Raw genomic sequence first — 26,484 nt, 5'->3', positions numbered from 1 at the left:
CGTCGTGGCTGATCGGTTTTTTGCCTCCAGCAAAACCTGTTCTGCTTCTGGCTGTGGGCATAAAGTGGACAATCTGCCGCTGTCGATACGTCAATGGACTTGCCCTGTTTGCGGTGCAGTCCATGACCGTGACGTAAACGCCGCCAAGAATTTGCAAGAATACGCCGTGAGTTACACGGTGTCTGCCTGTGGAGGGGAAGGCGCTGGCTCTCGGTGTAAGCCGAAAGCGAAACCAGCCCCCGTGAAGCAGGAATTCAACACCATGACTACTTTTAGCTAGCTATAGGTATATTTGGGTAGGTTTGAAATAACGGTGATTACAATCTCGAAAAGAAACGCTCGAATGTGGTGTTGTGGAAGCAGAAGCTGTATTACCGTTATGAACGCCATCTGGATTTGCACGCGCTGATTGATGCGGTCAAGCAAGATGCCACGATTGCGCGTCATAGCCCGCGTTTTTTGATTCTGACCGATTTGCAGCATCTGGTGGCGGTGGATACCAAAACGCAGGATACGCTGGATATTGCGCTGGCGGATTTACCCAAGTATTTCGATTTCTTTTTGCCGTGGGCAGGCATGGAGAAACAGCAGTTCCAGAGTGAAAACCCGGCGGATGTGAAAGCGGCGGAGCGCATGGGGCGGCTGTATGACCTTATCCAGCAAGACAATCGGGCGTTTGAGCGCCACGCGCTGAATATTTTCTTGTCGCGCTTGTTGTTTTGCTTTTTTGCGGAAGATACCGGGATTTTTGGCGACAACCAGTTTACCAATGCGGTGGGTTCGCATACGGCGGAGGATGGCAGCGATTTAGCGGGCTATTTACAGAAGTTGTTCCGGGTGTTGGCCTTGCGGGAACGTGGGGATTTTCCGGCGTTTTTGCAGGCATTTCCGTATGTGAATGGCGGGTTGTTTGCGGAAGATTTTCCGGTGCCGCAGTTTAGCGTGAAATCGCGCAAGCTGATTCTGGAATGTGGGGCGTTGAATTGGAAGGCGATTAACCCGGATATTTTCGGCTCGATGATTCAGGCGGTGGTGCATGATGAGCAGCGTAGCCACATGGGGATGCATTATACCTCGGTGGTGAATATCATGAAGGTGATGGAACCGCTGTTTTTGAATGAGTTGCAGGAAGAATTGGAAAAGGCGGCGGGGAATGAGAGTAAGCTGGTTAAATTGCTGGATCGGCTGTATCACTTGCTGATTTTCGACCCGGCGTGTGGGTCGGGGAATTTCCTGATCATTGCGTATAAAGAATTGTGCCGGTTGGAAATTGCGATTTTCCGCGAATTACAAACCTTGAATGCCAAGTGGAAGACTGCCCAATCCGGCATCCGTTTGACGCAATTCTACGGCATCGAGCTGGACGATTTTGCCCACGAAACGGCCAAGCTTTCGCTGTGGTTGGCAGAACACCAAATGAACATGGCCTTCCGCGAAGTCTTTGGCGACGCCAAGCCCACCTTGCCCTTACAAAGCGGCGGCAACATCGTCTGCGGCAACGCCACCCGCCTCGACTGGGCAACCGTCTGCCCCAAAGACCCCGCCCACGAAACCTACATCCTCGGCCCCCCCCCCTACCTCGGCTTTTCGATGCAGGATGATAGCCATAAACAAGATATGAAAAGAGTCTTTCATGGGCGAACAGATTATAAACGCTTGGATTATATTGCTTGTTGGTTCTGGCTAGCTTCAAATTACATTAAAAATGGAAAAGCATCATTTTCATTCGTTTCAACAAACTCCATTAGCCAAGGTGAACAAGTTGCTTTACTGTGGAATCCAATTTTGTCTTTAGACTTAGAAATTAGCTTTGCTTACCAATCGTTTAAATGGGAAAACAATGCAAAAGGCAATGCTGGTGTTACCTGTGTAATCGTGGGCTTACGCAATAAATCCAATAAAGACAAAGTTATATATTCTGGATTTTCCAAAAAAACAGCAGGGAACATAAATCCTTATTTGGTTGATAGCTCAGATATTGTAGTTTCAAAACGCAGTTCCGATTCCATTTCAAAACTTCCTCCGATGTTAAGAGGTGATATGCCTATTGATGGCGGTCATTTTATTCTTTCTGAAATCGAGAAGGATAATATTGTAAGAAGTTATCCTGAAAGCAATAGATTTCTTCGCAAGTTTATTGGCGCAAGTGAATTCATGAAAAGTACACACCGTTGGTGCTTGTGGCTTAAAGATGATTGTAGCGCCGCACTGAAAATCAAACCAATTAGTGATCGCGTTCAAAAAATTAAGCATTTTCGTCTAGATAGCAAAAATGACTCAACTTTAAAATTGGCTAACACTCCTTGCCTATTTGGACAGATTCGACACATAGACAAACCTTCCATTATTATTCCAAGAACCACATCTGAACGTAGAGTTTATATTCCATCTGGTTTTTTAGATGAAACCACAATAGTTTCTGACCTTGCCAGTTCAATACCTTATGACTCAGTTTGGATATTTTCGGTGATTTCGTCGCGGATGCATATGACTTGGGTGCGGGCTGTGGCTGGACGTTTAGAAACACGAATTCGGTATTCGTCGTCGCTTTGTTATAACACGTTTCCGTTCCCGGATATTTCGGAGAAGCAGAAAGAGAAGCTGGAAGAGCATGTGTTCGCGGTGTTGGATGAGCGTGAAAAGCATCCCGAAAAGACAATGGCGCAGTTGTATGACCCCGACAAAATGCCCGCAGGCTTGCGCCAAGCCCACCACGACATGGACATCGCCATCGAGCAATGCTACCGCGCCAAACCGTTCAGCAGCGACGAAGAACGGCTGGAGTATTTGTTCACGTTGTATGAGGCGATGATCGCAGCGGAGAAAAAACGGGGATGATCATGGAAAAATGATGGCATCAGTGCTACCATTTAACCCATGAATATTATCCTAGACACCAATATTTTCCTTGGCGCATGTATCGGTCAAGGCAACGCCAATAAGCTGGTTAGTCGTTGTTTACAAGGCGATTTCTCCCCACTAATGGGGGCTGCACTATTAGCAGAATACGAAGACGTACTAGGGCGTGATCACCTATTCTCCAACGCGCGTCTAAACCATGACGAACGGGCAGAATTGTTAGACATCTTCCTCTCCAATTGCCAATGGGTGCGGATTTATTACGCATGGCGACCCAACTTAAAAGATGAAGGCGACAATCACTTAATTGAACTAGCCGTTGCCGGAAATGCCCGTTATCTAGTGACTTACAACCTTAGGGATTTCAAGCAGATGGAGTTGAAATTCCCCGAAATCTGCATTTGTTCACCCGAACAATTTTTTGAAGAGGTGCAATCATGAGCGCAATTACTTTACGTTTACCCGATGACAACCATCAACGCCTGAAAACACTGGCGGAAATGCGTGGGATGAGCATCAACCAGTTATTGAATGAAATGACGACCCTGTTATTGGCTGACTTTGACGCAGAAACACGCTTTCGGCTACGTGCAGCACGCGGGCGCGGCAAAACCGAACGCGGCTTAGCACTGCTGCGCAAAGCGATGGGTTGAAAACGGGTTTGGGTGATGACTACCTATGGGCGTTGGACACTGAACGGGAAGACATCAAGAATTACCGTTACAAATTTGTGGTTGAAGGGGCTTAGAATGAAATGTTTAATGGTACGCCAACCGTGGGCAAGCCAAATTGCCAACGGCAGCAAGACCGTGGAAATTCGCAGTTGGCACTACGCCCACCGTGGCGATTTGCTGATTGGTGCAAGCAAAAATATGGCAGGGCAGCGCATGGTAGATGGCACGCCCTACCCCTCTGGCATGGCGATAGCCCACGTTAAACTGGTGGATTGCATCCCCTTCAACGCCAAACAACACGGCAAAGCCGCTGGCTGTGACCGCGACACCGCGCAAGATTGCGAAGACTCCGGCGACTGGGCATGGATTCTCGCCGATGCCCGCGCCATCGAACCCTTTCCCGTCAAAGGTCAGGTCAAACCGTTTGAAGTGGATTATGATGAAAGAGGGCGTATGCAATACACCCCTACAGAATCGCCACGTAGGGGCGTATTGCATACGCCCTCTTTGGTGACCCCCACCAACCTCGTCAACGTCACCTACGCCCAAACCAGCGCCAGCATCAACACCAACCCGCAGGGAATGCGTGACATGCAAGCCCGCGCCTTCGCCGCCCGTGATGCGCAATACTTGCTGCTCAAAGCGCCCCCTGCTTCCGGCAAATCCCGCGCCCTGATGTTTTTGGGGCTGGATAAACTCTACAACCAAGGCGTGAAAAAAGTCATCGTCGCCGTGCCCGAACGCTCCATTGGCAGCTCGTTTTCCAGCACCAAACTCAGCGAACACGGCTTTTTTGCTGATTGGGAACTCAACGATGATTACAACCTGTGTACCCCCGGCGGTGAAACCAGCAAGGTTAAAGCCTTTCAGCAATTCCTGGATGACAACGCCGCCACTCTCCTGATTTGTACCCACGCCACCCTGCGCTTTGCCTTTGAAGGCTTGGAAACCAGCCGCCTCAATAATACCTTGCTGGCCATCGACGAATTTCACCACGTCTCGGCGGATGTCGATAACCGTTTGGGTGAAGTGCTGCGAGCCATCATGAACACCACCACTGCGCACATCATTGCCATGACGGGTTCGTATTTTCGCGGCGACAGCGTACCCGTGTTACAGCCGGACGATGAAGCGCGTTTCACCAAAGTGACCTACAACTACTACGAGCAGCTCAACGGCTATACACACTTGAAAACATTGGGGATTGGCTACCACTTTTATCAGGGGCGTTACCTCACCGCTATCGGGGAAATTCTCGATACCGACAAGAAAACCATCCTGCACATTCCCAACGTTAACGCGGGCGAGTCCACCAAAGACAAACGTAACGAAGTCGACCGGATACTCGACATTATCGGGCGTGTCACCCATCAGGATGCCACCACAGGCGTCATTTTTGTAGAACGTACTGACGGCAAGATCATCAAAGTCGCCGATTTGGTCAATGACACCCCCAAAGACCGCGACAAGATCGTCGCCTACCTGCGCGACATTAACAGCGCCGCTGACATGGATCTGATCATTGCGCTCGGCATGGCTAAAGAAGGCTTCGACTGGCCTTTCTGCGAACACGCCTTAACCGTGGGTTATCGCGGTTCACTCACCGAAATCATCCAGATCATCGGGCGAGCCACCCGCGATAGCCAAGGCAAACCCCACGCGCAATTCACCAACCTGATTGCCCAACCCGATGCCGCCGATGCACAGGTCAAGCTTTCGGTGAATAATATGCTCAAAGCCATCACCGCCTCGCTGTTGATGGAACAGGTACTCGCCCCCAATTTCACCTTCAAAACCAAACGCTTTGATGATGAGGAAGACACCCCACCGGGCACGATCAAAATTCGAGGCTTCAAAGAACCCAGCTCCCGGCGCGTGAAAGACATTGTGGAGTCCGACCTCAACGACCTCAAAGCCGCCATTTTGCAAGACAGCACCCTCCTGAAAGTCTTGCCGGGTGAATTTGTCGAACCAGAAGTCATCAACAAAGTGCTGATCCCCAAAGTGATCCGCCTCAAATACCCTGACCTGACGGATGCGCAAGTGGAAGAAGTGCGCCAACACGTTGTTGCCGATTCCGCCATCAAAAACGGCGAAATCAAGACGGTAGGTGACAAGCAATTTGTGCGCATGGCGGGTAAATTCGTCAATATCGAAGAGTTGCACATCGACCTGATTGACCGCATCAACCCCTTCCAGAAAGCCTTTGAAGTGCTCTCCAAATCCGTCACCAGCAAGCTGCTGAAAGTGATTCAGGAAACCATCGACGCGGGGCGCATTGCGATGACGGATGAGGAAGCGGTGATTTTGTACCGCGACAAAATCGGCGTCTTCCTAAAAACCCACGGACGCGAACCGGCCATCAACGCCCCCGATCCACTGGAAAAGCGCATGGCGGAAGCCTTGGTTTACCTGCGTAATAAACGTCGCCAACAGCAGGCCGCCGCAACGCCTGCCACGGAAACACCTGCATGATAGATTTTGATAAGGAACTGCAAGCGATTCTTGCCGATGACCCATTAGGTTTACTGGAAGTAAAACCACAAACCAGTCATGTAGTGACAGCGGATGAACGTTTGGTGGCGGCATTCGAGGAAATCAACACGTTCGTGGAAACCCACGGACACGAGCCAAGCGCCAGCCGCGATATTCAGGAACGCAAACTGTATAGCCGTTTGCAAGGCTTGCGCGAAGATACGGAAAAAATGGCTGCGTTATTACCGTTGGATCGCTTCCTGTTGTTATTGGGCGGCGATTTAGGTGAAAAGGATGACGACAATATTTTCAAGCTCAAACACGTCACGGCTGCCGAACGTGCCAGCGCCGAACTGATTGCTAAACGCAAACCCTGCAAACATTTCGCGGCACATGAGGCCGATTTCGCGCAAGTGCAACAAGAACTCAAAGCAGGCACGCGCCAATTGCTGCGCTTCAATGACAAAGGTGAGCAACTGGTTGCGGGCGCGTATTACGTGTTGGGTGGCGTTTTGCTGAAACTGGCAGCGATTAACTTCACCTCAGAAGAAAAAACCGTCGCGGGCAAACGGTTTCGCAAAGATGGGCGCACCTACTGCATTTTTGAGAATGGCACAGAATCCAATATGCTGTACCGTTCCCTAGCCAAAGCCTTGTATCAGGATGGCAAGATCGTTTCTGACAGCAATACCCAAATTCAACAGGACTTCGCGAAACGCTTTGGCGGTGTCACGGAGGAAGATACCGTGACAGGCTACGTGTATGTGCTGCGTTCTTTAAGCCAAGACCCCGCCATTCGTGGCTTACCACACCTTTACAAAATCGGTTTTTCCAGTCAAGCAACACAACAACGCATCAAGAATGCCGCGCAAGAACCGACCTATTTGATGGCAGATGTTGAGGTGGTGGCAGAATACCAAACCTATAACCTCAACCCGCAAAAAATGGAATGGCTGCTACACACATTTTTCGCGGAAAGCTGTTTGAATCTGGATGTGTTTGATAGCAAAGGCAAACGCCACATGCCACGTGAATGGTTTATTGTGCCGTTCCCACTGATCGAGACGACGATTGGGCTGCTGTTGAATGAACAGATTAGGGATTACCGTTACGATGCGGTTAATCAGCGAATTGTCGGGCTGAAGCCAGACCCACTCACCTGAGCGTTAATACAACATCCCAAACAACCACAACGGAATGCGCTTACCATCGCCCATCACCACATCATCCACCGCTGCATAACCGTGCGGATTACCCGCTAGCTGTTTGAGGGTCTTGTTCGCCCCGCCAATTTCAAACACCCATTGGTCATCCACCAAGAAATCACCCTTGTCGTGGTAATGCACCTGATGCTGGTACGCCAGTTGTGAAACAAAAAAACTTTCACGCAGGGAACCCACATTCGGGGCGGCGCACAAAGCATAAAACAGGTTGGTATTATCCAGTAACAGCTTATCGGGTTTATTCACGGTGCGCATCCCGCTGCCACCGCGCACAATATGCACCAAACTGCCCGCACTCATGCGCTCAAGGTATTTGGACAGCGTTGCCCACGAAGCCCCAACCGCCGCACTCAGTTTGGAAACATTCAACTCCACCGGGTCGGTGCTGCACAGCATGTACAACACCTTTTTCAGCTTGTCGAGTTTGAGCGGGTCAATGTTGTAAATGCCGCACAGGTCGGAATCAATCGTCAGATTAACCACTTCCAACAGCTTGCCGGTATAGTTATCCCGTGACTCGCGGTAGAACGGGTATGCACCGTATTGCAGGTAGTTTTTGAATTGCTCAATCGGGCGCAACGCGGGCATCACTTCCGCCGCAATCGCCAGGTGATTAGCGAGAATATCCGGCAAGGCATGGGCGGCAAAGGTCTGCCCGGTTTCAATTTCCATGAACTCACGCAACGACAACACCGGCAAGTCATACAGCACCGCCCGCCGCGACAAATCCCCCAATTCATGCTCAATCCGCAGCGCCGATGAACCGGAAAAAATTACCCGTAAATCGAAGGTATCGCGGATCGCTTTCAGGTGGGCCGCAAAACCGCGTACCTTGTGGATTTCATCCAGCAGCAGCAACTGCCCGCCTTCTTGGTAAAAGGTTTGCGCCAATTCGTACAAGCTGACATCCACCATCGCCGGGTGGTCGCAGGCGATATACAGTATCTGCCCCGCTGCCAGCCCGCTGCTTTGCGCATATTGCAGCAGCAAGGTGGTTTTGCCGCAGCCGCGTGCGCCCTTGATGCCAATAAGCTGTTCACCAAAGTCGATTTTCTGGTGCAGGAAACGGCGGTAGCCCGGTTGCGGGCGGGCAAGGATAAAGCCAGAAGCTTGGCGCAGAATCGCTGAAATCATGGTAGTTGCTATTAAATAGAGTTCATAACAAAACTAATTTTACTCTACATTAGATGACATACCAAATGTCGTTAGCCAGTGGTAACATTACAGGATGTTCACCACACAAAACCCCACAGTGTTTTATCCTTAAGCCTATGAATATCCTGATTGTTGAAGATGACCGCCAAACTGCCAGTTTCATCCAGAAAGGTCTGATGGAAAGTGGCTATATTGTTGACCACGCCGCTGATGGCGAGGACGGCTTGCACCTTGCCCTGCAAGGCAATTATGACGTGCTCATCGTCGACCGGATGCTACCCAAACGCGACGGGCTTTCGCTGATCCAGACGCTACGGGCGCAAGGGCTGCAAACCCCGGTGCTGATCCTCAGCGCCCTGGGGGATGTTGATCATCGGGTGGAAGGCTTACGTGCCGGGGGGGATGATTACCTCGTCAAACCCTATGCGTTCAGCGAATTGCTGGCACGGCTGCAAGCGCTGTTACGCCGTACCCAACCCGTACAGGAATTCACCACGCTGAAAGTCCGCGATCTGGAACTCGACCTGCTGAAACGCCGCGTCACCCGTGGCGGAACCGTCATTCCCTTGCAACCGCGTGAATTCAACCTGCTGGAATACCTGATGCGCCACGCCGGGCAGGTCGTCACCCGCACCATGCTGCTGGAAAAGGTCTGGGATTACCACTTCGACCCGCAAACCAATGTGATCGACGTACACATCAGTCGTCTACGCGGCAAGATCGACAAGGATTTTGACACGCCACTGTTACACACTATCCGTGGTGCGGGATACTTGCTGCATGATCCGCAAGCTGCTTAATACCTCGGTTTTCCGACTCTCGCTCATTTACGCGCTGCTGTTCAGCACCGTCGCGGCAGGGGCATTGGGTTTCATTTACTGGATGGCGAAAGGGCAAATGGAACAGCAAACTGATGCCCGTTTGCAACTCGAAACCGATGCCTTACTCAGCATGTACAGCGAGTTGCCTGTGGATCGTCTCACCACGATTATCAGTATGCGTAACAGTGAAAACGGGTCACGTTACCTGTTTGCGCGGCTGATTCACCGCAGCCAACACGATTTTTCCCAGGATATTACGTTTGAACCTGTTAATAACAATCCCCTGCAAGGGGTCGCCACCCTCCCCTTAAGTGCCATACTGAAAGGTAAAAACAAACATGAAGAACCTGCACGGTTGATGCTGACCCGCCTTAGCGGCGATTATCAATTGCTGGTTATTACGGATCTGAAAGAACAGCACATCCTGATGGATCGTTTGTTGCAGACGGTGCTGGCAGCCATTGGCATTATTTTCGCGCTGGCACTGGCAGGTGGTATCGTCATGAACCGTCACGTGCAACACCGCATCAATGCAGTCGGGCGCACCGCCAACAATATTATCAGCGGCGACCTGTCACAGCGGATGCCCGTCACCGGGCGCAACGATGAATTCGACAGCCTCAGCCATGTGCTCAACACCATGCTGACGCGAATCGAGCAACTGATGCAAAGTATGCGCGAAGTCACCGACAACCTTGCCCACGACTTGCGCAACCCCTTGAATCGCTTGCGTAACCGGCTGGAGTCCAGCCAATACCACCCCAACGCAAGCACTGATTACCCGCAACTGATTCAGGACACGATTCAGGATGTGGATGAACTGATCAAAACCTTCAACGCTCTGCTCAGCATTGCACAGGTAGAATCCAGCAGCCAACGTCAGGACTGGGAACAGGTGAATTTAAGCGCCCTGACCGAAGAACTTGCCGATCTATACACCGCAGTGGCAGAAGAAGACAATCTCACCCTCAAGCACCATGCCGACACTGATTTGCACATCCACGGCAACCGCCAATTGCTGGCGCAAGCCATCACCAACCTGCTCGACAATGCGGTGAAATACACCCCGGCAGGCGGTATTATCCAACTGGACGCTAGCCGCCAAAACGGCAACATTATCATTACTGTCAGCGACAACGGCCCCGGCATTCCCGCCGAACAACGCGAACAGGTCTTCAAACGTTTTACCCGGCTGGACAACGCCCGCAGCACACCCGGCAACGGGCTGGGTTTAAGTCTGGTTAAAGCCGTCGCCGAATTGCATGGCGCAAGCGTGCAGTTAGCGGATAACCAGCCCGGTCTCAAGGCCAGCCTGAAACTGCCTGTATCGCGTTAACAACAGTTAATTAATATGGATTACTACCATTGAGTTTTTGCAGCGCATCCTGACCAATACCTTGAGCCGTATCAGCAGTCGCACGATTAACCGCTTGCACCAGATCGCTGGCGGGGATAGGCATTCCGTTGATCATCATCGAGGTGGGAGTATTCGTGTATTCACCCATGGTATTCCGGTAATCCATGTCCGTGCTACTGAGACCGTAAACACACACCGCCTGAGAAACATCGGTATCTGGCTGGCCTTCTAAAATAAACTCGAGGGTCACTTGCAATTGCACACCTTTCTGTTCGGTCTGCTGCTCCTCCTTCCACACCACTGCTTTATTCCCTGCCAGTGCAGCGGTGACAGCCTTACAAGTTTTCAGTGGCGAATCCAACCCATGACCGCCGGAACACCCGGCCAACATACCCACTATTGTTACCATTACCAGTCTGCGCATTTCTTACTCCATTACGTCTACTACACCATGCCGAAAACCCGACAATGCGTTATCATCATCCTTTAGATTTCCAATGAGAACAGAAAACATGTACGAAGAAAAGCATAAGCACCTAAAAGAACTGGAAAAAGTGCTAACAACACGCATTGAAAATATCAGTCATGACCTAAGCCATGAACACGACGCCGATTCTGCTGAACAAGTAACCGAACGCGAAAATGAAGACGTGCTACGCAACTTAAAGGAAGAAACCCGACTCGAACTAAAACAGGTGCGCAGCGCCCTCAAGCGCATTGAAAGTGGCGAATACGGTACTTGCGCGACTTGTGGCGAAGCCATTAGCCCCGCACGCTTGGATGCATTACCGTATGCCACCCTCTGCATCCGTTGTGCCAGTTAAGTTCCGTTAGATCAGGAGTCAATATGCGTTTGAAAATAGGTTTTACCCTGAGCATGGCAATATTGCTCAGCGCTTGTGCCAGCACCCCACCCCCTGCGGTCGCCCCCCCCCAAATAGCACGAGCGGCTAGCCCTGCTTCCCTCAATTGCGTTCAAAACCATGGCAAACTGGAAATATACCAAACCCCAGAAGGCGAAAAAGCCAACTGCCTACTGCCCAGCGGCAAAGTCTGCGATGAATGGGAAATGTTCCGGGGCAACTGCCCTACCCGAACAGTCAATGCTAATATGAAATTTCTCGGACTTTAATCAGCGCAAGCTATTGGCATAAATCCATCACCGCTCTACCCAACATGTTAGGGCGGCCATACAATTTCAAGAAAAATATAAAAATAACTAATGACTAAGTGGAATTTTAATTCATAATCGTTGTCCAACGATAAACGGACAAAAACCAATAGAAGGCTACATCATGAACACTGGAATCAAAGGGGCTCTCTCGCATTACCTATTCCGCTTACCGAGCCTAACAGTGACTGCGCTATTGCTGTTGCTTGCTGGTTGTGGCAGCAATAGCGGCGATAGTAATAACACAAGCTCTAACAACACCAATAACACGAATACGAATGTTACCAGTGGTCGCCTAACCCTGCTTGACCCCACTCGGAATAATGCTGTCACCGCCATCAGTAACTTACAATATGCGGATAACGGCAGCGTCAGTGGCGCAGAGGGTAGTTTTACCATCCCCAGCGGCGGCAACCTGTTACTTTACTTAGGCAGCAATACCCCACTTACTGTCCCCAGTAAAGCCAGTATCACCCCGCAAGATATCGCCACTGCAACCTGTAGCAGTAACGCAGACCCAACGGCCTGTACCTATAATGTCAGTAAGAATCTGGAACGCTTTTTCCTGAGCATGGATAGCGACCGCAATGCGGCTAATGGCATCCAACTTTCCAGCACGGCCAACAGCCTTAATCTGGCATGGACCGTTTCTATTGATCAATTTGAAGCAGTGCTGGCACAGCAACTAGCACTTTATGGCCAAACCCCCGCTGCGCTCTTTCAGCCTTCATTGGGCATTAACAGTGAAGCGCCGCAAGCTGAACAAAACAGCATCTCATCGCCCATTCCCTTTGCTGATATTTTTCGTGTTGCCCGCCCTTTGCGTGAGTATTCCTGTCAAGACACCGCTTATGATGCATACGGCTGGGCAACCACACCACCCAGCTCCACCTGTCTTGTCCGCACCTTCCTACTGGATAGCGCCACACAAGGCCAAGTGCCTAACGGACGCTACAGCGTATTGTATGAAGGCACCGGCAAAATAGACTATTCTGGTTACGCCAAAATAGTCAGCAGCACAGCAGGGCGTGATGAAATTGATATTAACCTACCCGCCAAACTGGATAGCGTCGCCACCAATAACCGCATCGGTTTGCGCATTACCAGCGGCACTGTCAAAAATATTCGAATGATCATGCCGGGTGGCATCTGTGAAGGCAAACCGTCCACGCGGGTAGACAGCGCGGCGAATTGTCCAGCGGGACAGTACCGTAGCTTTGAAGATACCTTACGCGCTGACCGCAATGCTATTGTATTTAACCCAGATTACTTGCGTTTCCTCAAAGACTTCCGCGTCGTGCGCATGATGAATTTGATGGAGGCTAGCCCCAGTTACCTCACCTGTGCACAAACCGAGGTCGGTAAGCCGAATAGCTTTATCCGAGATACTAATAACAATTTGATCTTCGACCAAACCTGCATGACTCAAGAATTCCTCTGGGATCAACGCAGCAAGATGAGCGATGCCGTATGGGGTGCATCCGGCAATATCGCGCGTCTGGAGCGTTACGGACGGGGTGTACCCATCGAAGTACAAGTCGAACTAGCCAACCAGTTAAACGCGCACCCGTGGTTTAACATTCCGCACAATGCCTCCGAAACCTACATCAGGGAATTTGCTCGTTACGTTGAAGCACACCTCAACACCGGTCTAAAAGCCCATGTCGAATACAGCAATGAAACTTGGAATGGGATCTTCTGGGCATATCATTACGTCCTCAAAAAAGGTGAAGAACTGGGTAGCCCTACCGATCCGTGGCGCGGCGCTAACTTCTATGCCAAACAAGCCAGCAAAGTCTTTCAGATTTGGGAAGATGAATTTGGTGGTACACAGCGCCTTGTCCGCTTGCTAGCAACATACCAAAACGATGCCAACCGTACCGAAAGAATGCTGGCCTATAGCGATACTAAAAACCATGTCGATGCTATTGCCACTGGTGGCTATTTTTACGCTTGCTGGCGGAATGATGATACCAACTTACCTGCCTGCAACGACAGCAACAAAATCCCCAAACCGTTGGTGAATGCCACCTCTGTTGATGATATTTTTGCAGCCATTGATAATGCTAACGACCCCTTTGGCATGGAAGGTCTCAAGAACCAATTCACTAAACAATCGGCCGTCGCAAAAAAGTATGGTAAAGCCCTGTATGCGTATGAAGGCGGACAACACCTGACCATTGGTGGAGAAATTGCCACCGACCGCAGGCAAAATATGTTGGATTTACTTCAAGCTGCCAACCGTGACCCGCGCATGGGCGAACACTACCAACGTCTACTAGACGCATGGAAATCGGCGGGTGGGCAAACCTTCATGTTGTTTAGCGTGCCACATACCTTCAGCCAGTATGGCAGTTTCGGTATTAAGGAAAGCCTGAATCAGCCCCGTAGCAGCGCACCAAAGTATGATGGAGCGATGAAGTTTCAAGAAAGCCAAGGGCAATGTTGGTGGAGTGGGTGTTAATATCCCTCATGTCAGGTCGCAGCACTGCGACCTGACATTCCCTTCAGACAACTACAAGTATTAAAACTTAACGCTATTTCATATGATACATTGGGTATATCAATACTCAGGCGAGTACACGGAAAACCCAATGCAAAAAGTTGATCGACACATTATTTACGACGATTTCATTAAAGCAGTTTTAGAGATTGAACGTTCTGATATTCCCCAAAAGGAAAAAACACGCCGCCTACAAGCTGCGGCTAGCCGGGTACGTAATGCCTTATTCTATGATAAGCGCAAGTTTGGTAATCAAAAAAGAGCAGGCATTGCACGAAATGAAGGCAAAAGGTTATTAACAGAACTGCCAGCTTATGCAACACTTCTCAATCAACTCATTGCTGCTGATACAGAAGAACAAATTGACTTCATCACCCAAGAACTCATTGAAACCAGCAAAGAAAACCACGATCACACGGCATTAAATGCCTTTGCCGAGTTCAGGAAACGCTCTGATCCACGTCTTGCGATTTCAACATACCGCAGCTATATCACTGAATTAAAAAATAAAATGCGTGACAAAAACATGCGTCATCATTCACTGCCCATCGTCATCGCTCGTTACAAAAAACAGTATCCTGCCTATACAACGCTACTAGACAGACTAAACACTGAAGATGCCAATACCGCTGGCCTTATCCGTCTTAAATTGATAGAACTTGCCCAAGAAAATACTGATCAAATGGCTTATGCAGCCTTCACTAAAATAAAAACGGATCATGAAGCCACACGCCACCTCTTTGTTGATCACATGGAAAAAGCAATACTTGAACGCGAACAGGCAGAGTCCCTCAACTACCGCAAAACACATACCATCAAGATCAATCCCGACAGTGTCACCGCCCTAATCACCGCATTATTAACAGAGATGACGTGGAGGAAAAATAAAAAGCCCCCCTACAGTCATCTTGCTATTGGCTTAGCACTCGCAACTGGGCGACGTGCCGTTGAAGTACTTTATACGGGTGCATTCGAAACCACTGATAATAACGCCCTACTGCTGTTTACAGGACAAGCCAAAAAAAGACCGGGGATGGCGCAAACAGAAAAGATGCTGATTCCTATTTTAGCTGATGCCGACATCATTTTGGCTGGGCTAGCACAACTACGCGCAAGCCCTGAAATGGTATCCTTACATAAACGGGCAAAGGCGCAACCAACCGAACGCGAGGGACGTGCTGAAATCAATAGAACCGCAGCTAATCTCAACAGTGCCATCAAGCGTATGTTTGGGGATAACTTCACATTCAAAGATACCCGTGCCATTTACTCACGTATGGTATGTGACCGCTTCTTCCGCACAGGAATATGGAAAGATGTGGACGAAGACGAGTTCTTCCGCCAAATATTAGGGCATGATGACTACGACACCATTAAATCGTACAAACGCATTCAGCTGGATAAGGATGGCATTAACTTATCTACCTTCGCCAATCAGATAGATATGGCTGATGACCTCGTGGATGCTATTCAAAACCTTGACCTAAGTAAGCAAGGACGAGGCATGAATAGCATCCATCAATTTGTGTGCTTTATTGTAGAAAATGCCCCCGGAACGCCTATCACTCAAACACTGCTCAACAAAAAAGCCGGGGAGCTACTACAACGCCTAAAATCGCAAAACATAGCTATTCCTGAACACTTGGCCAGCGTAAAAGCCTTCGGCAGACCGACTGTACAAAAATACTTGGATTTTTCCGATGCCGTTATTGCACCCTACAACACCGCCTGCGTTACTGAGTGACCAAACGTGTGTAGCAAATCCAGTTAGCATTAGGGTAGGACTTGCCATCTTGTACTTCACCCGAGAATCTCAGCGCGACCATGCTATCTCCACGGGGGTTTTCGGCACGTATTGTCGCGCCGTAATCAACACCTTGGTAATTGCATTCTATGCGACCATCGGCATTATAATTTACAGAAGTACCCTCAGCATATTGACAGTCTGCGGGGTTAGTAATCGTATTTTCAGAGCAATACGCCCCTTTTCCGATTGTATCCGCGAAGTAAGTACGGTCAATATTGGGAGGTTGACCATCAGCATGGTACTGCACCAAATCCAGCAACTCACCCATTGTGGGCAAACGCCAATCAGCTTTACCACAAAGACCTGAGCCTTTCAGGGCATTAACATAGCTATAAGCATCACAGGAAGCTGTACCTAGATTTTCGCACAACACATTATTGTTATAATCCAGAGAGGAGGCATAACCGCTAAAGTTATGGAAATGGCGATAACGCCAATCCCTATCCTGCAAGCCGCCATTATCCGTTTTAGCTTCCCAAATCAGACCCGTTTCCTTGTCTTTTACGCAACTCCAACTTTGTGCATCCGCTGGCAGTGCATTACCACCGCCATCCAGCTTGAGATAGCGTGAGGATGCTGTAACAACAACCGCTGCTGCTGCTGGGGCTACTGTTGCAACACTTGCAGAAGCTACTGTACTCGCCGTTACGGTATTACTGGTATCAGTAGAAACGCTTTCTGTTCCAGTACTACCACCGCCACATGCCACTAATAAAGAAGATACTATCATTCCGCTTGTGATTAACAGGGCTGGATGACTATTCCTGACATTCATAAATAAATTTAATCCATTGATTTAATTAAGAAGATTCCCCAAGCCATTATAAATAGCATTTTGGATATGTCTTGTTTTTATCGAAATAAGGTTAAAATTTATTCAAAATAGGCTAATTTAAAATGCATTATCAGCGATGACGGATCAGCCAACAGCCATGAATTTTAGGATCACGTTCAAAATCCAATGGCAATGACTGCTTGCGATAATCCTGCACCGCATACTTCTCCCCAACTTCAGCATCCAGCTTGAACTTACGGAAATTATTGGAAAAGATCAGCGTACCCTCTGCCGACAATACCCGCATGGCATCATCAATCAAGGCCAAATGGTCACGTTGTACATCAAAGGTATCCTGCATCCGCTTGGAATTGCTGAAGGTTGGCGGGTCAAGAAAAATCAGGTCGTAATATTCATCGCAGTCATACAACCACTCCAACACGTTAGCCTGAATAAAGCGGTAACGCCGGTAAGGGTCATGTTGCAAATCATTTAAGCTGAAATTCTCTTTTGCCCATTCCAGATAAGTGGCGGACATATCGACACTATCGACCCGATTAGCTCCACCCACCGCCGCATGGACGCTAGCAGTACCGGTATAGCAAAACAGGTTCAACACTCTCTGACCCTTGGCGTGTTGCTGCAACCAGTAACGTATCGGGCGATGATCAAGAAACAGGCCAGTATCCAGATAATCGCTCAAGTTAACCTTGAAACGCACCCCATGCTCGCTGACGATCAAGGCTTGTTCTGCCCGCCCCTGTTTCTCATACTGATTCTTGCCTTTTTGCTGACGACGTTGTTTTAACACGACTTTTTTAGGGTCAACACCAAGAGCCGCTGGAAGCGTCAACAAGGCTTGCTGCAAACGTTGTTCCGCTGCTTTTTCATCAATACTCTTCGGTGGCGCGTACTCCTGCACATGCAACCAGTCCGCATAACGGTCAACGGCAATGGCATATTCGGGAATATCCATGTCATAGACACGGTAAGCATCGGTATGCCCTTGCTTGATGAAGTTTTTCAGCTTGCGCAGGTTTTTGGTAATGCGGTTAGCAAGATCGTCTGAAATCCACTCCGTCGGGCGTTCTTTCTGCACCAGCTTGTCGAAGGTATAAAGTTTGCATTCGGTTTCGCTGTTGAGGAAACGGTATTCCTTACTGTAAAACAGATTGGTCAAGGCAATCGGCACATCTGCTTCAGCAAACAGTGCACCCCGGTATGTTGAGGGCAGGCTTGCCATCCACGTCCCCAATGCATCAAACAGTGGACGCAAGGTCACCACATTGGCACTGGCTTCAATCGTTGGACTGTTGATGACCAACCCCACCTGTGCCAACGTTGGCGCAGGCATTGCCTTGAGATCACATTGCGTCCAGCGGGCGGCGGGTAAATCGGTAGAACGCCAATCGGCACGCGCGGCCATCACTGCTGCTGCATGGCTGTCATTACCCCAAAACTCGAAGCGTTCGGTGTGTGCAAGTCCGGTAGCACGGCGTTGCTGCGCTTCTTCCAATAGCTCTTGCCACAAATCGGCATCATGACCCAGCCAACGTTCCGCCACCGTGTGTTCGCGCAATAAGCCGGGGGCAATATCGAAGGCCATCAATGCGCCTTCGATCAGAAAAGTCGCAGCCGCACATTGCGGGTCAATCAACGCCACCGTTTCTGCATCGCTGGCAATCAATTCAGGCCACCCGGCACGTACCAGTACCGCCGCCGCCAAATTTTCACGGATCGGCGCATGAGTACCCAAATCACGGTAGCCACGCTGGTGCAAACTGTGCTGATTAAGCTCGATACCAATGCTGGCATTGCCTTTGTGCAGGTTAACCACAACCACCAAATCCGGCGTATTGCTGACACTGGGGCGTACCCCATGCTGGCTGCGGAATTGGTCGCCGATCTGGTCTTTGACCCACTGTGCCCCAAACTGAGTATTGCGAATATCGTCGTTCAGTCCAAAGAAACGCACCTTCAGCGTACCCTCCGGGCGCAAATGCTGTTGCCAGTCGATGGAATCAATCAGTGCCTGCAATTCGGCCTGATCTTTACCAAAGCCTTGCGCCAGTTGTAAGGTAGCGCGGGAAGCCAAACGGCTCCACAGCATTGCACGATAGCCAAAGCGTAAATCCCCCAGTGCTTGCACCCCGGCATGACCGATTTTGACGGATTCAGCACCACAATGGGTTAGCTCATCCGCCAGTAACGGCTCGATAAATTGTGGGCAAGCGAAAAACCACTGCAAGGAGGTTACATTGTCTGACTGCATGTTTAATAAACCGGGGTTGCGAAGCAAAGCGGGATTCTACCACTTTTCACGCTTGTGCTAACATCTTCCAGACCTTAACCACCTAAAGGATATACCGTGTCAATGACTACCCAACCCAAAATCGGCTGGATCGGCCCCGGCATTATGGGACGCCCCATGTGCAAACACCTGATGAGGGCTGGCTTCCCTTTAGCCATCTATGCCCGCCGCCCCGAATCTGCCCAAGAATTAACCGATTTAGGCGCTAAATTCTACGAAACACCCGCAGCCCTCGCCGCTAACGTCGATATCGTGATCTCGATGGTATCGGACACACCCGATGTAGAAGCGGTGTTACTCGGCAGAAATGGCGTCATTGAGGGTGGCAAATCAGGCTTACTGGTAGTGGATATGAGCACCATTTCACCTGTCACCACCCGAGAAATCGCCACAAAACTGGCAGAAAAAGGTATCCGAATGCTGGATGCCCCGGTGTCAGGCGGTGATGTTGGGGCAATCGCCGCTACACTCACCATCATGGTCGGTGGTAATGCTGATGATTTAGCCTACGCTCGTCCAGCACTTGAAGTCATGGGAAAAACCATTACGCACATCGGCAATCATGGTGCGGGGCAACTGGCAAAAGCGTGTAACCAACTGATTGCCGCTCAAACCGTCATCGCAGTAACAGAAGCCTTTGAGATGGCAAAAGCTGCCAACGTTGACCCTGCGAAAATCCGGGCAGCGTTATTGGGTGGATTCGCCTATTCCAAAGTGCTGGAACTGCATGGACAACGCATTTTGGATGAAAACTTCCAGCCCGGTTTCAAAGCACATTTACACAACAAGGATATGCATATCGTGACGGATACCATCGCAGCGTTTGGCCTGAACCTGCCGGGAACGCAACACGCCGCCGCTTACATGCAAGTGCTAGTAGATGAGGGAAAGGGCGAACTCGATTCATCCGCCCTCGCAAAAATCGTGCAGCAAAAAGCCAAGGCTATTTGATAGCTTGCAAACGTAACAGGAGGAGGCGCACGGCTTCACGCCGTAGCTCTTCCTTAATAACAATTTCTTCTTCGGCTGTGCCCAATACGTACTCGCCATCATACACTTGAGAACGTTCTGCATTGACAGAACGCTTGAGACTTTCGGATTCAGCTTGGGTTTTCACCTCAAAATCAACGCTAACCGAATGGGCAAATTCACGCACCTGCCGTTCAGAGGAATAACCAGACACTGAACGGTTTTCTTTAACGCTGATAATATTCAGAATCGTTGCTGCTGCCTTCTCATCCTGTTTGACGCTGACCCCCGCATCTTCCAGTCCCTCACGCAAAGCGAGGGCGAAATCACTACGAGGGTCAATGCCTTGCAGGTAAATACCTTGACTCATCAATGTATTCAGTTGCTTACTGCCTCTCAAATGGAAGGGCTCACCACCACATCCTACCAACAACAGCACAAAACTCAGGAGAATCAGCGGTATTTTCATCAGATTGCCACGATATTAACCAGACGACCCTTAACGACAATGACTTTCTGCACAGTCAGACCATTGAGTAATTTCTGTACATTTTCGTTTGCCAATGCAGTCGCCTTAATTTCCTCATCGCCAGTGCTAGCGTTAACTTGCACTTTGCCACGCACTTTACCATTGACCTGCACGATAAGTTCCAGCGTGTTTTGCACCAAAGCACTTTCGTCGATAGCTGGCCAGCGAGTGTCAATGACAGCTTCGTCATGCCCTAAGGCTTGCCACAACACATGGGATATATGCGGGGTAATCGGTGCCAACATTAGCACGACCTTTTCCAATGCTTCTTGGCGAACTGCACGCCCCGTAGCACTCTCATCGGCAAAGCGAGCAATGTCGTTCAACAACTCCATATTGGCCGCCACCGCTGTATTGAAGGTATGACGACGTGCCATATCATCCCCAACTTTTTGTACACTTTGGTAGACTTTACGGCGTAACGCTTGCTGAGTATCGTCCAGCGTAGTGGTATCCAGTGGTGCAGCCACACCTGAAGAAACGTGCTCAAATACCTGTTTCCACAAGCGACGCAAGAAACGTTGTGCCCCTTCCACCCCGGAATCCGACCATTCCATGCTCTGATCTGGTGGTGCGGCAAACATTGAGAACAGGCGTAAGGTATCCGCGCCGTATTTCTCGATCATTTCCTGCGGGTCAACGCCATTATTCTTGGACTTGGACATTTTGGTAATGCCACCCGATTGTACCGGTAGGCCATCAGCCATCAAGGTAGCACTCAGTAAGCGACCTTTCTCATCACGCATCACATTGACAGCAGTCGGCTGGAACCAGTCCTGCCCACCGGTATCTTTCTCGCGATAGAAGGTATCCGCCAGCACCATGCCCTGCGTCAGCAATTGAGTGAATGGCTCATCAGAATCCACTAAACCATTGTCACGCATCAATTTGTGAAAGAAGCGCGAATACAACAAGTGCAAAATGGCGTGTTCGATCCCACCAATATACTGATCCACCGGCAGCCAATAATTGGCACGTGAATCCAGCATTGCCTCGTTGCTATCCGGGCAGGTATAGCGAGCGTAATACCAAGAAGACTCAAAGAATGTATCAAACGTATCGGTTTCACGTGTCGCTGGTTTACCGCACGTTGGACAAGTCGTTTCGTAGAATTCTGGCATTCGCTTAATCGGCGAACCGCCTGTTTCATCAAACGTCACGTCTTCTGGTAAAACGACGGGTAAATCTTTCTCAGGAACGGGCACAGCCCCGCAATCATCGCAATAAATGATCGGAATCGGACAACCCCAGTAACGCTGACGGGAAACACCCCAGTCACGCAAACGGAAATTCACACGCCGCCGACCTTTACCCTTTTCAGACAAGTAGTCAGCGATGGCATTAAACGCATCACCTGAACTGAGACCCGTGAAGTCACCCGAATCAACCAGCACACCTTTGTCAGTGAAGGCAGCCACGCTCAGGTCAACCTCAGCACCATCAGCCGGGGCAATTACTTGCTTGATGGGCAAACCGTAAACGTGGGCAAATTCCCAATCACGCTGATCGTGCGCCGGAACCGCCATCACCGCACCAGAGCCATAAGACATCAGCACGAAGTTGGCGACCATCACCGGCACACTAGCGCCCGTGATCGGGTGCTGCGCCATGATACCTGTCGCCATGCCTTTCTTTTCCATGGTCGCCATGTCAGCTTCAGCAACCTTAACCAGCTTGCATTCTTCGATGAATGCCGCAAGTTCAGGGTTAGAGGCAGCAGCTTTTAAAGCCAGCGGATGCTGAGCTGCCACCGCTACATAGGTCACGCCCATCAACGTGTCAGGACGGGTGGTGAATACACTAAGCTTGTTGTCGCTACTTACCAGACCGAATTCCAGTTCGACACCTTCAGAGCGCCCGATCCAGTTTTCCTGCATGGTGCACACTTGCTGCGGCCAACCGGGCATCTTACCGATTTCTTCCAGCAATTCATCCGCATAGGCGGTGATTTTCAGGAACCACTGGTCGATTTCACGTTGCTCAATCAAGGCACCGGAACGCCAGCCGCGCCCATCGATCACTTGCTCATTCGCCAATACAGTCTGATCAACTGGATCCCAGTTCACCGTGGATTTCTTGCGATAAACCAAGCCTTTTTCGTATAACTGGGTGAAAAACCATTGTTCCCAGCGGTAATACTCAGGGGTACAGGTGGCGATTTCACGCGACCAATCAATACCTAAGCCCATGGATTTCAGCTGACTACGCATGTAATCAATGTTTTTGTATGTCCACGCAGCAGGTGCTGTATTGTTTTTGATCGCCGCATTCTCAGCGGGTAGACCAAAAGCATCCCACCCCATCGGTTGCAACACATTTTTGCCCTGCATCCGCTGAAAACGCGCTATCACATCCCCAATGGTGTAATTGCGAACATGCCCCATGTGTAACACGCCGCTAGGGTACGGAAACATGGAGAGGCAGTAATACTTTTCCTTGTCAGGATCTTCCGTCACTTCAAACGTGTGGTGCTGTTCCCAGAATTGCTGGACTTCCGGTTCCAGAGACTTATGTTGGTATTGTTCCTGCATATTACTCATAGCTAAGGCATTCATTTCACTGGTTATCGAAGGAGCGAAGCATACAAAGCCTACTGGCATATTACCAGCGGCTTAACGGGTAAACGCGGGATTATAGCCGATTATAATTACTTACGCATTTTTGCCATCGCTGCGGCCAAAGCATCGCCCATGGCAGAGTTTGTCGCAAGCATGGCATCTTTCCCAGATTTTTTAGGCGGTGACTTTGGAGTATCTGCCCTACGACTCGATTCTGGCTTAGAAGAATGCGGCTGCGGGCGACGCTCTTCACGATGACCAAACTTTTGGGCGTGCTTTTGAACCGCACTTTGTTCAGGGCGAGGCATAGCCACTTTGGTTTCCGTTGGCTCCAAACGCATGGTCAAAGCAATGCGTTTACGTTGCACATCAACCTCTTCCACACGGACTTTGACCACATCACCGGTGCGCACGACTTCTCGCGGGTCTTTGATGAATTTATTGGTCAATTGCGAAATATGCACCAAACCATCCTGATGCACGCCAATATCAACGAAAGCCCCAAAATTCGCCACGTTAGTGACTACACCTTCGAGGATCATGCCTGCTTCCAAGTCTTTGAGTTCATTGACGCCATCACGGAAGGTCGCCGTCACAAACTCAGGACGCGGGTCACGACCCGGTTTTTCCAGCTCCGTCAGAATGTCGCGGATGGTCGGCAAACCAAACTGCTCGGTCACGTAATCTGTCGGTTTGAGGCTGCTCACCAGCTCGCTATTACCGACCAATTCTTGTAAGGGATGGCGGTTTACAGCAGCAATTTGCTCAACCAGCGTGTAGGCTTCTGGGTGGACTGCGGAAGCATCCAGCGGGTATTCACCGTCACGGATACGTAAGAAACCAGCAGCCTGTTCAAAGGTTTTCGCCCCCAGACGCGATACTTTTTTCAACTGATTACGGTTGCGGAAAGCGCCGTTGTCGTTGCGGTATTCCACGATATTTTCGGCGATACCGCTGTTTAAACCTGACACCCGTGCCAGTAACGCGGCAGAAGCCATGTTCACATCCACGCCTACCGCGTTTACGCAGTCTTCGACCACTGCATCCAGTGAGCGTGCCAATTCAGGCTGATTCAGATCGTGCTGGTATTGGCCTACACCAATGGATTTCGGGTCTATTTTCACCAGTTCGGCCAATGGGTCTTGCAGACGACGGGCAATCGATACCGCGCCCCGGATGGATACATCCAGCAACGGAAATTCTTTCGCAGCCAGTTCGGAAGCGGAATACACCGATGCACCGGCCTCAGAAACCACCACTTTCGACAAGTTCAGTTCAGGATGACGGCTGATCAGATCCCCCGCCAGTTGGTCGGTTTCGCGGGAAGCCGTGCCATTGCCGATGCTGATCAGGTCAACGTGGTATTTGGCGCAGATGTCGGCCAGCGTGGCAATCGACTGATCCCACTGCTTTTTGGGCACATGCGGATAAATGGTCGCAAAATCCAGCAGCTTGCCCGTCGCATCGACCACCGCGACTTTCACACCAGTACGCAAGCCAGGGTCAAGCCCCATCGTTGCGCGTGCGCCCGCCGGTGCTGCCAGCAGTAAATCCTTGAGGTTGGCGGCGAAGACACGAATAGCTTCGGCTTCAGCCTGTTCGCGCAGACGCAAGTTGAGGTCAGTGCTGAGACGGCTGTGCAGTTTAACTTTCCATGTCCAGCGCACCGTATCCAGCAACCAACGGTCGGCTGCCCTACCCTGATCGTAAATATTGAAAGCTTTAGCAATTTTTTCTTCACAAGGGTGCGTCGCACCTTCTGCCACGGTGACATCCAGTTTCAGGTCAAGAATGCCTTCATTGCGTCCACGGAATAGCGCCAAAGCACGGTGAGAAGGTATCTTGCTCAGGGCTTCGTTGTAAGCAAAGTAATCGGCGAACTTCTGACCTTCTGTTTCCTTGCCCTCCACCACGCTGGATTCCATCCCACCCTGCTCCCACAGGTATTCGCGCAAACTGCCGCTAAGCTCGGGGTTCTCGGCGAAATCTTCCATGAGGATTTGGTGAGCACCATCCAATACCGTTTTGGTATCGGCAAACTCCAGCGCCGGATTCAGGTACTTGGCGGCTTCAGTTTCAGGGTCAAGCTGCGGATTCGCCAGCAAAGCGTCTGCCAAGGGCTGGATGCCAGCTTCGCGGGCAATCATCGCTTTGGTACGGCGCTTGGGCTTGTAAGGCAGGTAAATATCTTCCAGCTCTGTGCGGGTTTGTGCCTGCAACACCCGCTGTTCAAGATCTGCGGTAAGCTTGCCTTGTTCACGAATAGAATGGAGCACCGTCTCACGCCGCTTTTCCAGTTCACGCAAGCTACCCAAGCGGGTTTCGAGGTAACGCAGTTGAGTATCGTCCAGACCGCCCGTTTTTTCCTTACGGTAACGAGCGATGAAAGGAACCGTGGAACCCTCGTCCAGCAAGGCAACAGCAGTAGCCACTTGCTGTTCTTGAACCGCCAATTCGGTGGCAATGCGTGAAAGAATACTTTGCATACTAAACTCATTGTTGTGATCGATGCCGTACATCATAACAAAGTCGGGGTTAGCCTCAAAACAAAGCGAATTTCATGGCATTGGTGATGACTATCACAGCAAAAACCTAAGCACACAGTGATAATTCAGTCATGAAGTAATCAGAACAACAACATTTAACGATTGTCTTTGGCATTGCCAATTTTCACAAGGGGTCTATTATCATGGGTGTCCACTTACATCTTTCAGCCACTTCCGACTTAAATATCAGTCGATTAAAGAAAAATCCAACACTGATTTGGAATGTGGTGTTTGCGGATCAATTCAACGCGATGCGCACCAACCCAAACTACCTAGCACCACGTCATGCGCTTGAACCAGAACCCCTTCACTTACGAGAAACATTGGGAGAATACTGGCACGGCATCCATTACTTGATGTGTGGGCAGGTGTGGAACGGCGATTTACCCGATGCGTTCTTGATTGATGGCGGTAGTTACGTAGGGGATGTTGACATCGGTTACGGGCCTGCACGGGTATTTGAATCCTGTGAAGTTAAACGCATTACTCAAAGTATCACCAAGAAAACGGCCGCTGATCTCACAAAGAACTTTGATACCAATCAAATGCTTGATGATGAGATTTATCCACAAATCTGGGATGGCAATGACCATGCCCTGGATGCTTGCTTGAGTCGATTCAAAGCGATGCAGCATTTCATGCACCATGCCGCTGAGAATAACCTTGGCATGACCGTGTATCTGAGTAAAACACCAGAATTGACAGCTGGAGTCTGAGCGTAAATCCCCGTAACGTTTACACACGATGCCGG

General features: G+C 50.1%; 21 protein-coding genes. 14 read left to right on the top strand and 7 right to left on the bottom strand.

The genetic code is table 11. The features are described 5' to 3' along the window. The 6 genes from Q394_RS22030 to Q394_RS0114345 all read left to right on the top strand — a co-directional run. Positions 1-280, top strand: a 280-nt coding sequence (locus Q394_RS22030) for a zinc ribbon domain-containing protein (protein WP_028489876.1), incomplete at its 5' end; no start/stop codon positions are given. A gap of 68 nt (positions 281-348) precedes the next feature. Continuing rightward, complete coding sequence (locus Q394_RS20550; RefSeq protein WP_156946883.1) at positions 349-2,838, top strand: class I SAM-dependent DNA methyltransferase; 2,490 nt, start codon at positions 349-351, stop codon at positions 2,836-2,838. Positions 2,839-2,877: 39 nt separating this feature from the next. Beyond that, positions 2,878-3,300, top strand: a complete 423-nt coding sequence (locus tag Q394_RS0114365) for a putative toxin-antitoxin system toxin component, PIN family (RefSeq protein WP_028489875.1) — start codon at positions 2,878-2,880, stop codon at positions 3,298-3,300. Further along, the gene (locus tag Q394_RS0114360; protein ID WP_028489874.1) at positions 3,297-3,512 is read left to right on the top strand and encodes a toxin-antitoxin system HicB family antitoxin; all 216 of its coding nucleotides are present in this window, start codon (positions 3,297-3,299) and stop codon (positions 3,510-3,512) included. Before Q394_RS0114365 ends, Q394_RS0114360 begins: the two co-directional genes overlap by 4 nt. Before the next feature lie 96 nt (positions 3,513-3,608). Beyond that, complete coding sequence (locus tag Q394_RS0114350; RefSeq protein ID WP_169735903.1) at positions 3,609-6,008, top strand: ASCH domain-containing protein; 2,400 nt, start codon at positions 3,609-3,611, stop codon at positions 6,006-6,008. Further along, the gene (locus tag Q394_RS0114345) at positions 6,005-7,171 is read left to right on the top strand and encodes a GIY-YIG nuclease family protein (RefSeq protein ID WP_156946882.1); all 1,167 of its coding nucleotides are present in this window, start codon (positions 6,005-6,007) and stop codon (positions 7,169-7,171) included. The genes Q394_RS0114350 and Q394_RS0114345 overlap by 4 nt, the downstream gene beginning before the upstream one ends. Before the next feature lie 3 nt (positions 7,172-7,174). Here Q394_RS0114345 and Q394_RS0114340 read toward each other — a convergent pair whose 3' ends face one another. Further along, positions 7,175-8,365 carry an ATP-binding protein gene (locus Q394_RS0114340; RefSeq protein ID WP_028489871.1) on the bottom strand — a complete coding sequence of 397 codons (1,191 nt, stop codon included), beginning with the start codon at positions 8,363-8,365 and terminating at the stop codon, positions 7,175-7,177. A gap of 137 nt (positions 8,366-8,502) precedes the next feature. Here Q394_RS0114340 and Q394_RS0114335 point away from each other — a divergent pair, with 137 nt between their 5' ends. Beyond that, the gene (locus Q394_RS0114335; protein ID WP_028489870.1) at positions 8,503-9,186 is read left to right on the top strand and encodes a winged helix-turn-helix domain-containing protein; all 684 of its coding nucleotides are present in this window, start codon (positions 8,503-8,505) and stop codon (positions 9,184-9,186) included. Continuing rightward, positions 9,167-10,543 carry a sensor histidine kinase gene (locus tag Q394_RS0114330; RefSeq protein ID WP_038141654.1) on the top strand — a complete coding sequence of 459 codons (1,377 nt, stop codon included), beginning with the start codon at positions 9,167-9,169 and terminating at the stop codon, positions 10,541-10,543. The genes Q394_RS0114335 and Q394_RS0114330 overlap by 20 nt, the downstream gene beginning before the upstream one ends. A 10-nt stretch (positions 10,544-10,553) precedes the next feature. Here the strand turns inward: Q394_RS0114330 and Q394_RS0114325 are convergent, their stop codons facing one another. After that, positions 10,554-10,988, bottom strand: a complete 435-nt coding sequence (locus tag Q394_RS0114325; RefSeq protein WP_028489868.1) for a hypothetical protein — start codon at positions 10,986-10,988, stop codon at positions 10,554-10,556. 73 nt (positions 10,989-11,061) lie between these two features. Between Q394_RS0114325 and Q394_RS0114320 the strand changes: the two genes are divergently transcribed. The 4 genes from Q394_RS0114320 to Q394_RS0114305 all read left to right on the top strand — a co-directional run bounded on the left by Q394_RS0114320 (position 11,062) and on the right by Q394_RS0114305 (position 15,982). Beyond that, positions 11,062-11,388, top strand: coding sequence for a TraR/DksA family transcriptional regulator (locus Q394_RS0114320; protein ID WP_038141653.1), 327 nt, complete (start codon positions 11,062-11,064; stop codon positions 11,386-11,388). Between the two features lie 23 nt (positions 11,389-11,411). After that, on the top strand, positions 11,412-11,696 hold the full coding sequence (locus Q394_RS20545) for a putative hemolysin (RefSeq protein ID WP_051543466.1): 285 nt from the start codon (positions 11,412-11,414) through the stop codon (positions 11,694-11,696). 163 nt (positions 11,697-11,859) lie between these two features. Continuing rightward, entirely contained in the window at positions 11,860-14,199 is a 2,340-nt protein-coding gene (locus tag Q394_RS0114310) for a hypothetical protein (RefSeq protein ID WP_028489866.1), read from the top strand. Between the two features lie 130 nt (positions 14,200-14,329). Then, entirely contained in the window at positions 14,330-15,982 is a 1,653-nt protein-coding gene (locus Q394_RS0114305) for a protelomerase family protein (protein ID WP_028489865.1), read from the top strand. Here Q394_RS0114305 and Q394_RS21635 read toward each other — a convergent pair. After that, a complete protein-coding gene (locus tag Q394_RS21635; RefSeq protein ID WP_028489864.1) occupies positions 15,972-16,775 on the bottom strand; it encodes an Lcl C-terminal domain-containing protein in 804 nt (267 codons plus the stop codon). The two genes, Q394_RS0114305 and Q394_RS21635, sit on opposite strands and share 11 nt — an antisense overlap. 175 nt (positions 16,776-16,950) lie before the next feature. After that, a complete protein-coding gene (gene rlmKL / locus Q394_RS0114295; RefSeq protein ID WP_038141651.1) occupies positions 16,951-19,092 on the bottom strand; it encodes a bifunctional 23S rRNA (guanine(2069)-N(7))-methyltransferase RlmK/23S rRNA (guanine(2445)-N(2))-methyltransferase RlmL in 2,142 nt (713 codons plus the stop codon). Positions 19,093-19,194: 102 nt separating this feature from the next. Here rlmKL and Q394_RS0114290 point away from each other — a divergent pair, with 102 nt between their 5' ends. After that, positions 19,195-20,082, top strand: a complete 888-nt coding sequence (locus Q394_RS0114290; RefSeq protein WP_028489862.1) for an NAD(P)-dependent oxidoreductase — start codon at positions 19,195-19,197, stop codon at positions 20,080-20,082. Here Q394_RS0114290 and Q394_RS0114285 read toward each other — a convergent pair. From Q394_RS0114285 to Q394_RS0114275, 3 genes are all read right to left on the bottom strand, one after another. Next, a complete protein-coding gene (locus Q394_RS0114285; protein WP_028489861.1) occupies positions 20,075-20,569 on the bottom strand; it encodes an LPS-assembly lipoprotein LptE in 495 nt (164 codons plus the stop codon). The genes Q394_RS0114290 and Q394_RS0114285 overlap by 8 nt on opposite strands. Then, entirely contained in the window at positions 20,569-23,160 is a 2,592-nt protein-coding gene (leuS, locus tag Q394_RS0114280; RefSeq protein ID WP_028489860.1) for a leucine--tRNA ligase, read from the bottom strand. Before leuS ends, Q394_RS0114285 begins: the two co-directional genes overlap by 1 nt. A 116-nt stretch (positions 23,161-23,276) precedes the next feature. Beyond that, on the bottom strand, positions 23,277-25,673 hold the full coding sequence (locus Q394_RS0114275; RefSeq protein ID WP_038141659.1) for a Tex family protein: 2,397 nt from the start codon (positions 25,671-25,673) through the stop codon (positions 23,277-23,279). A gap of 203 nt (positions 25,674-25,876) precedes the next feature. Here Q394_RS0114275 and Q394_RS21630 point away from each other — a divergent pair, with 203 nt between their 5' ends. Continuing rightward, entirely contained in the window at positions 25,877-26,449 is a 573-nt protein-coding gene (locus tag Q394_RS21630; RefSeq protein ID WP_051543465.1) for a DUF1877 family protein, read from the top strand. Positions 26,450-26,484: the final 35 nt, after the last annotated feature.

Source organism: Thiothrix lacustris DSM 21227 (genome assembly GCF_000621325.1).
Taxonomy (GTDB): Bacteria; Pseudomonadota; Gammaproteobacteria; order Thiotrichales; family Thiotrichaceae; genus Thiothrix; species Thiothrix lacustris.
The sequence above is the reverse complement of the archived record's forward strand: the minus strand, read 5'-3'. Positions and strand labels throughout refer to the sequence as shown.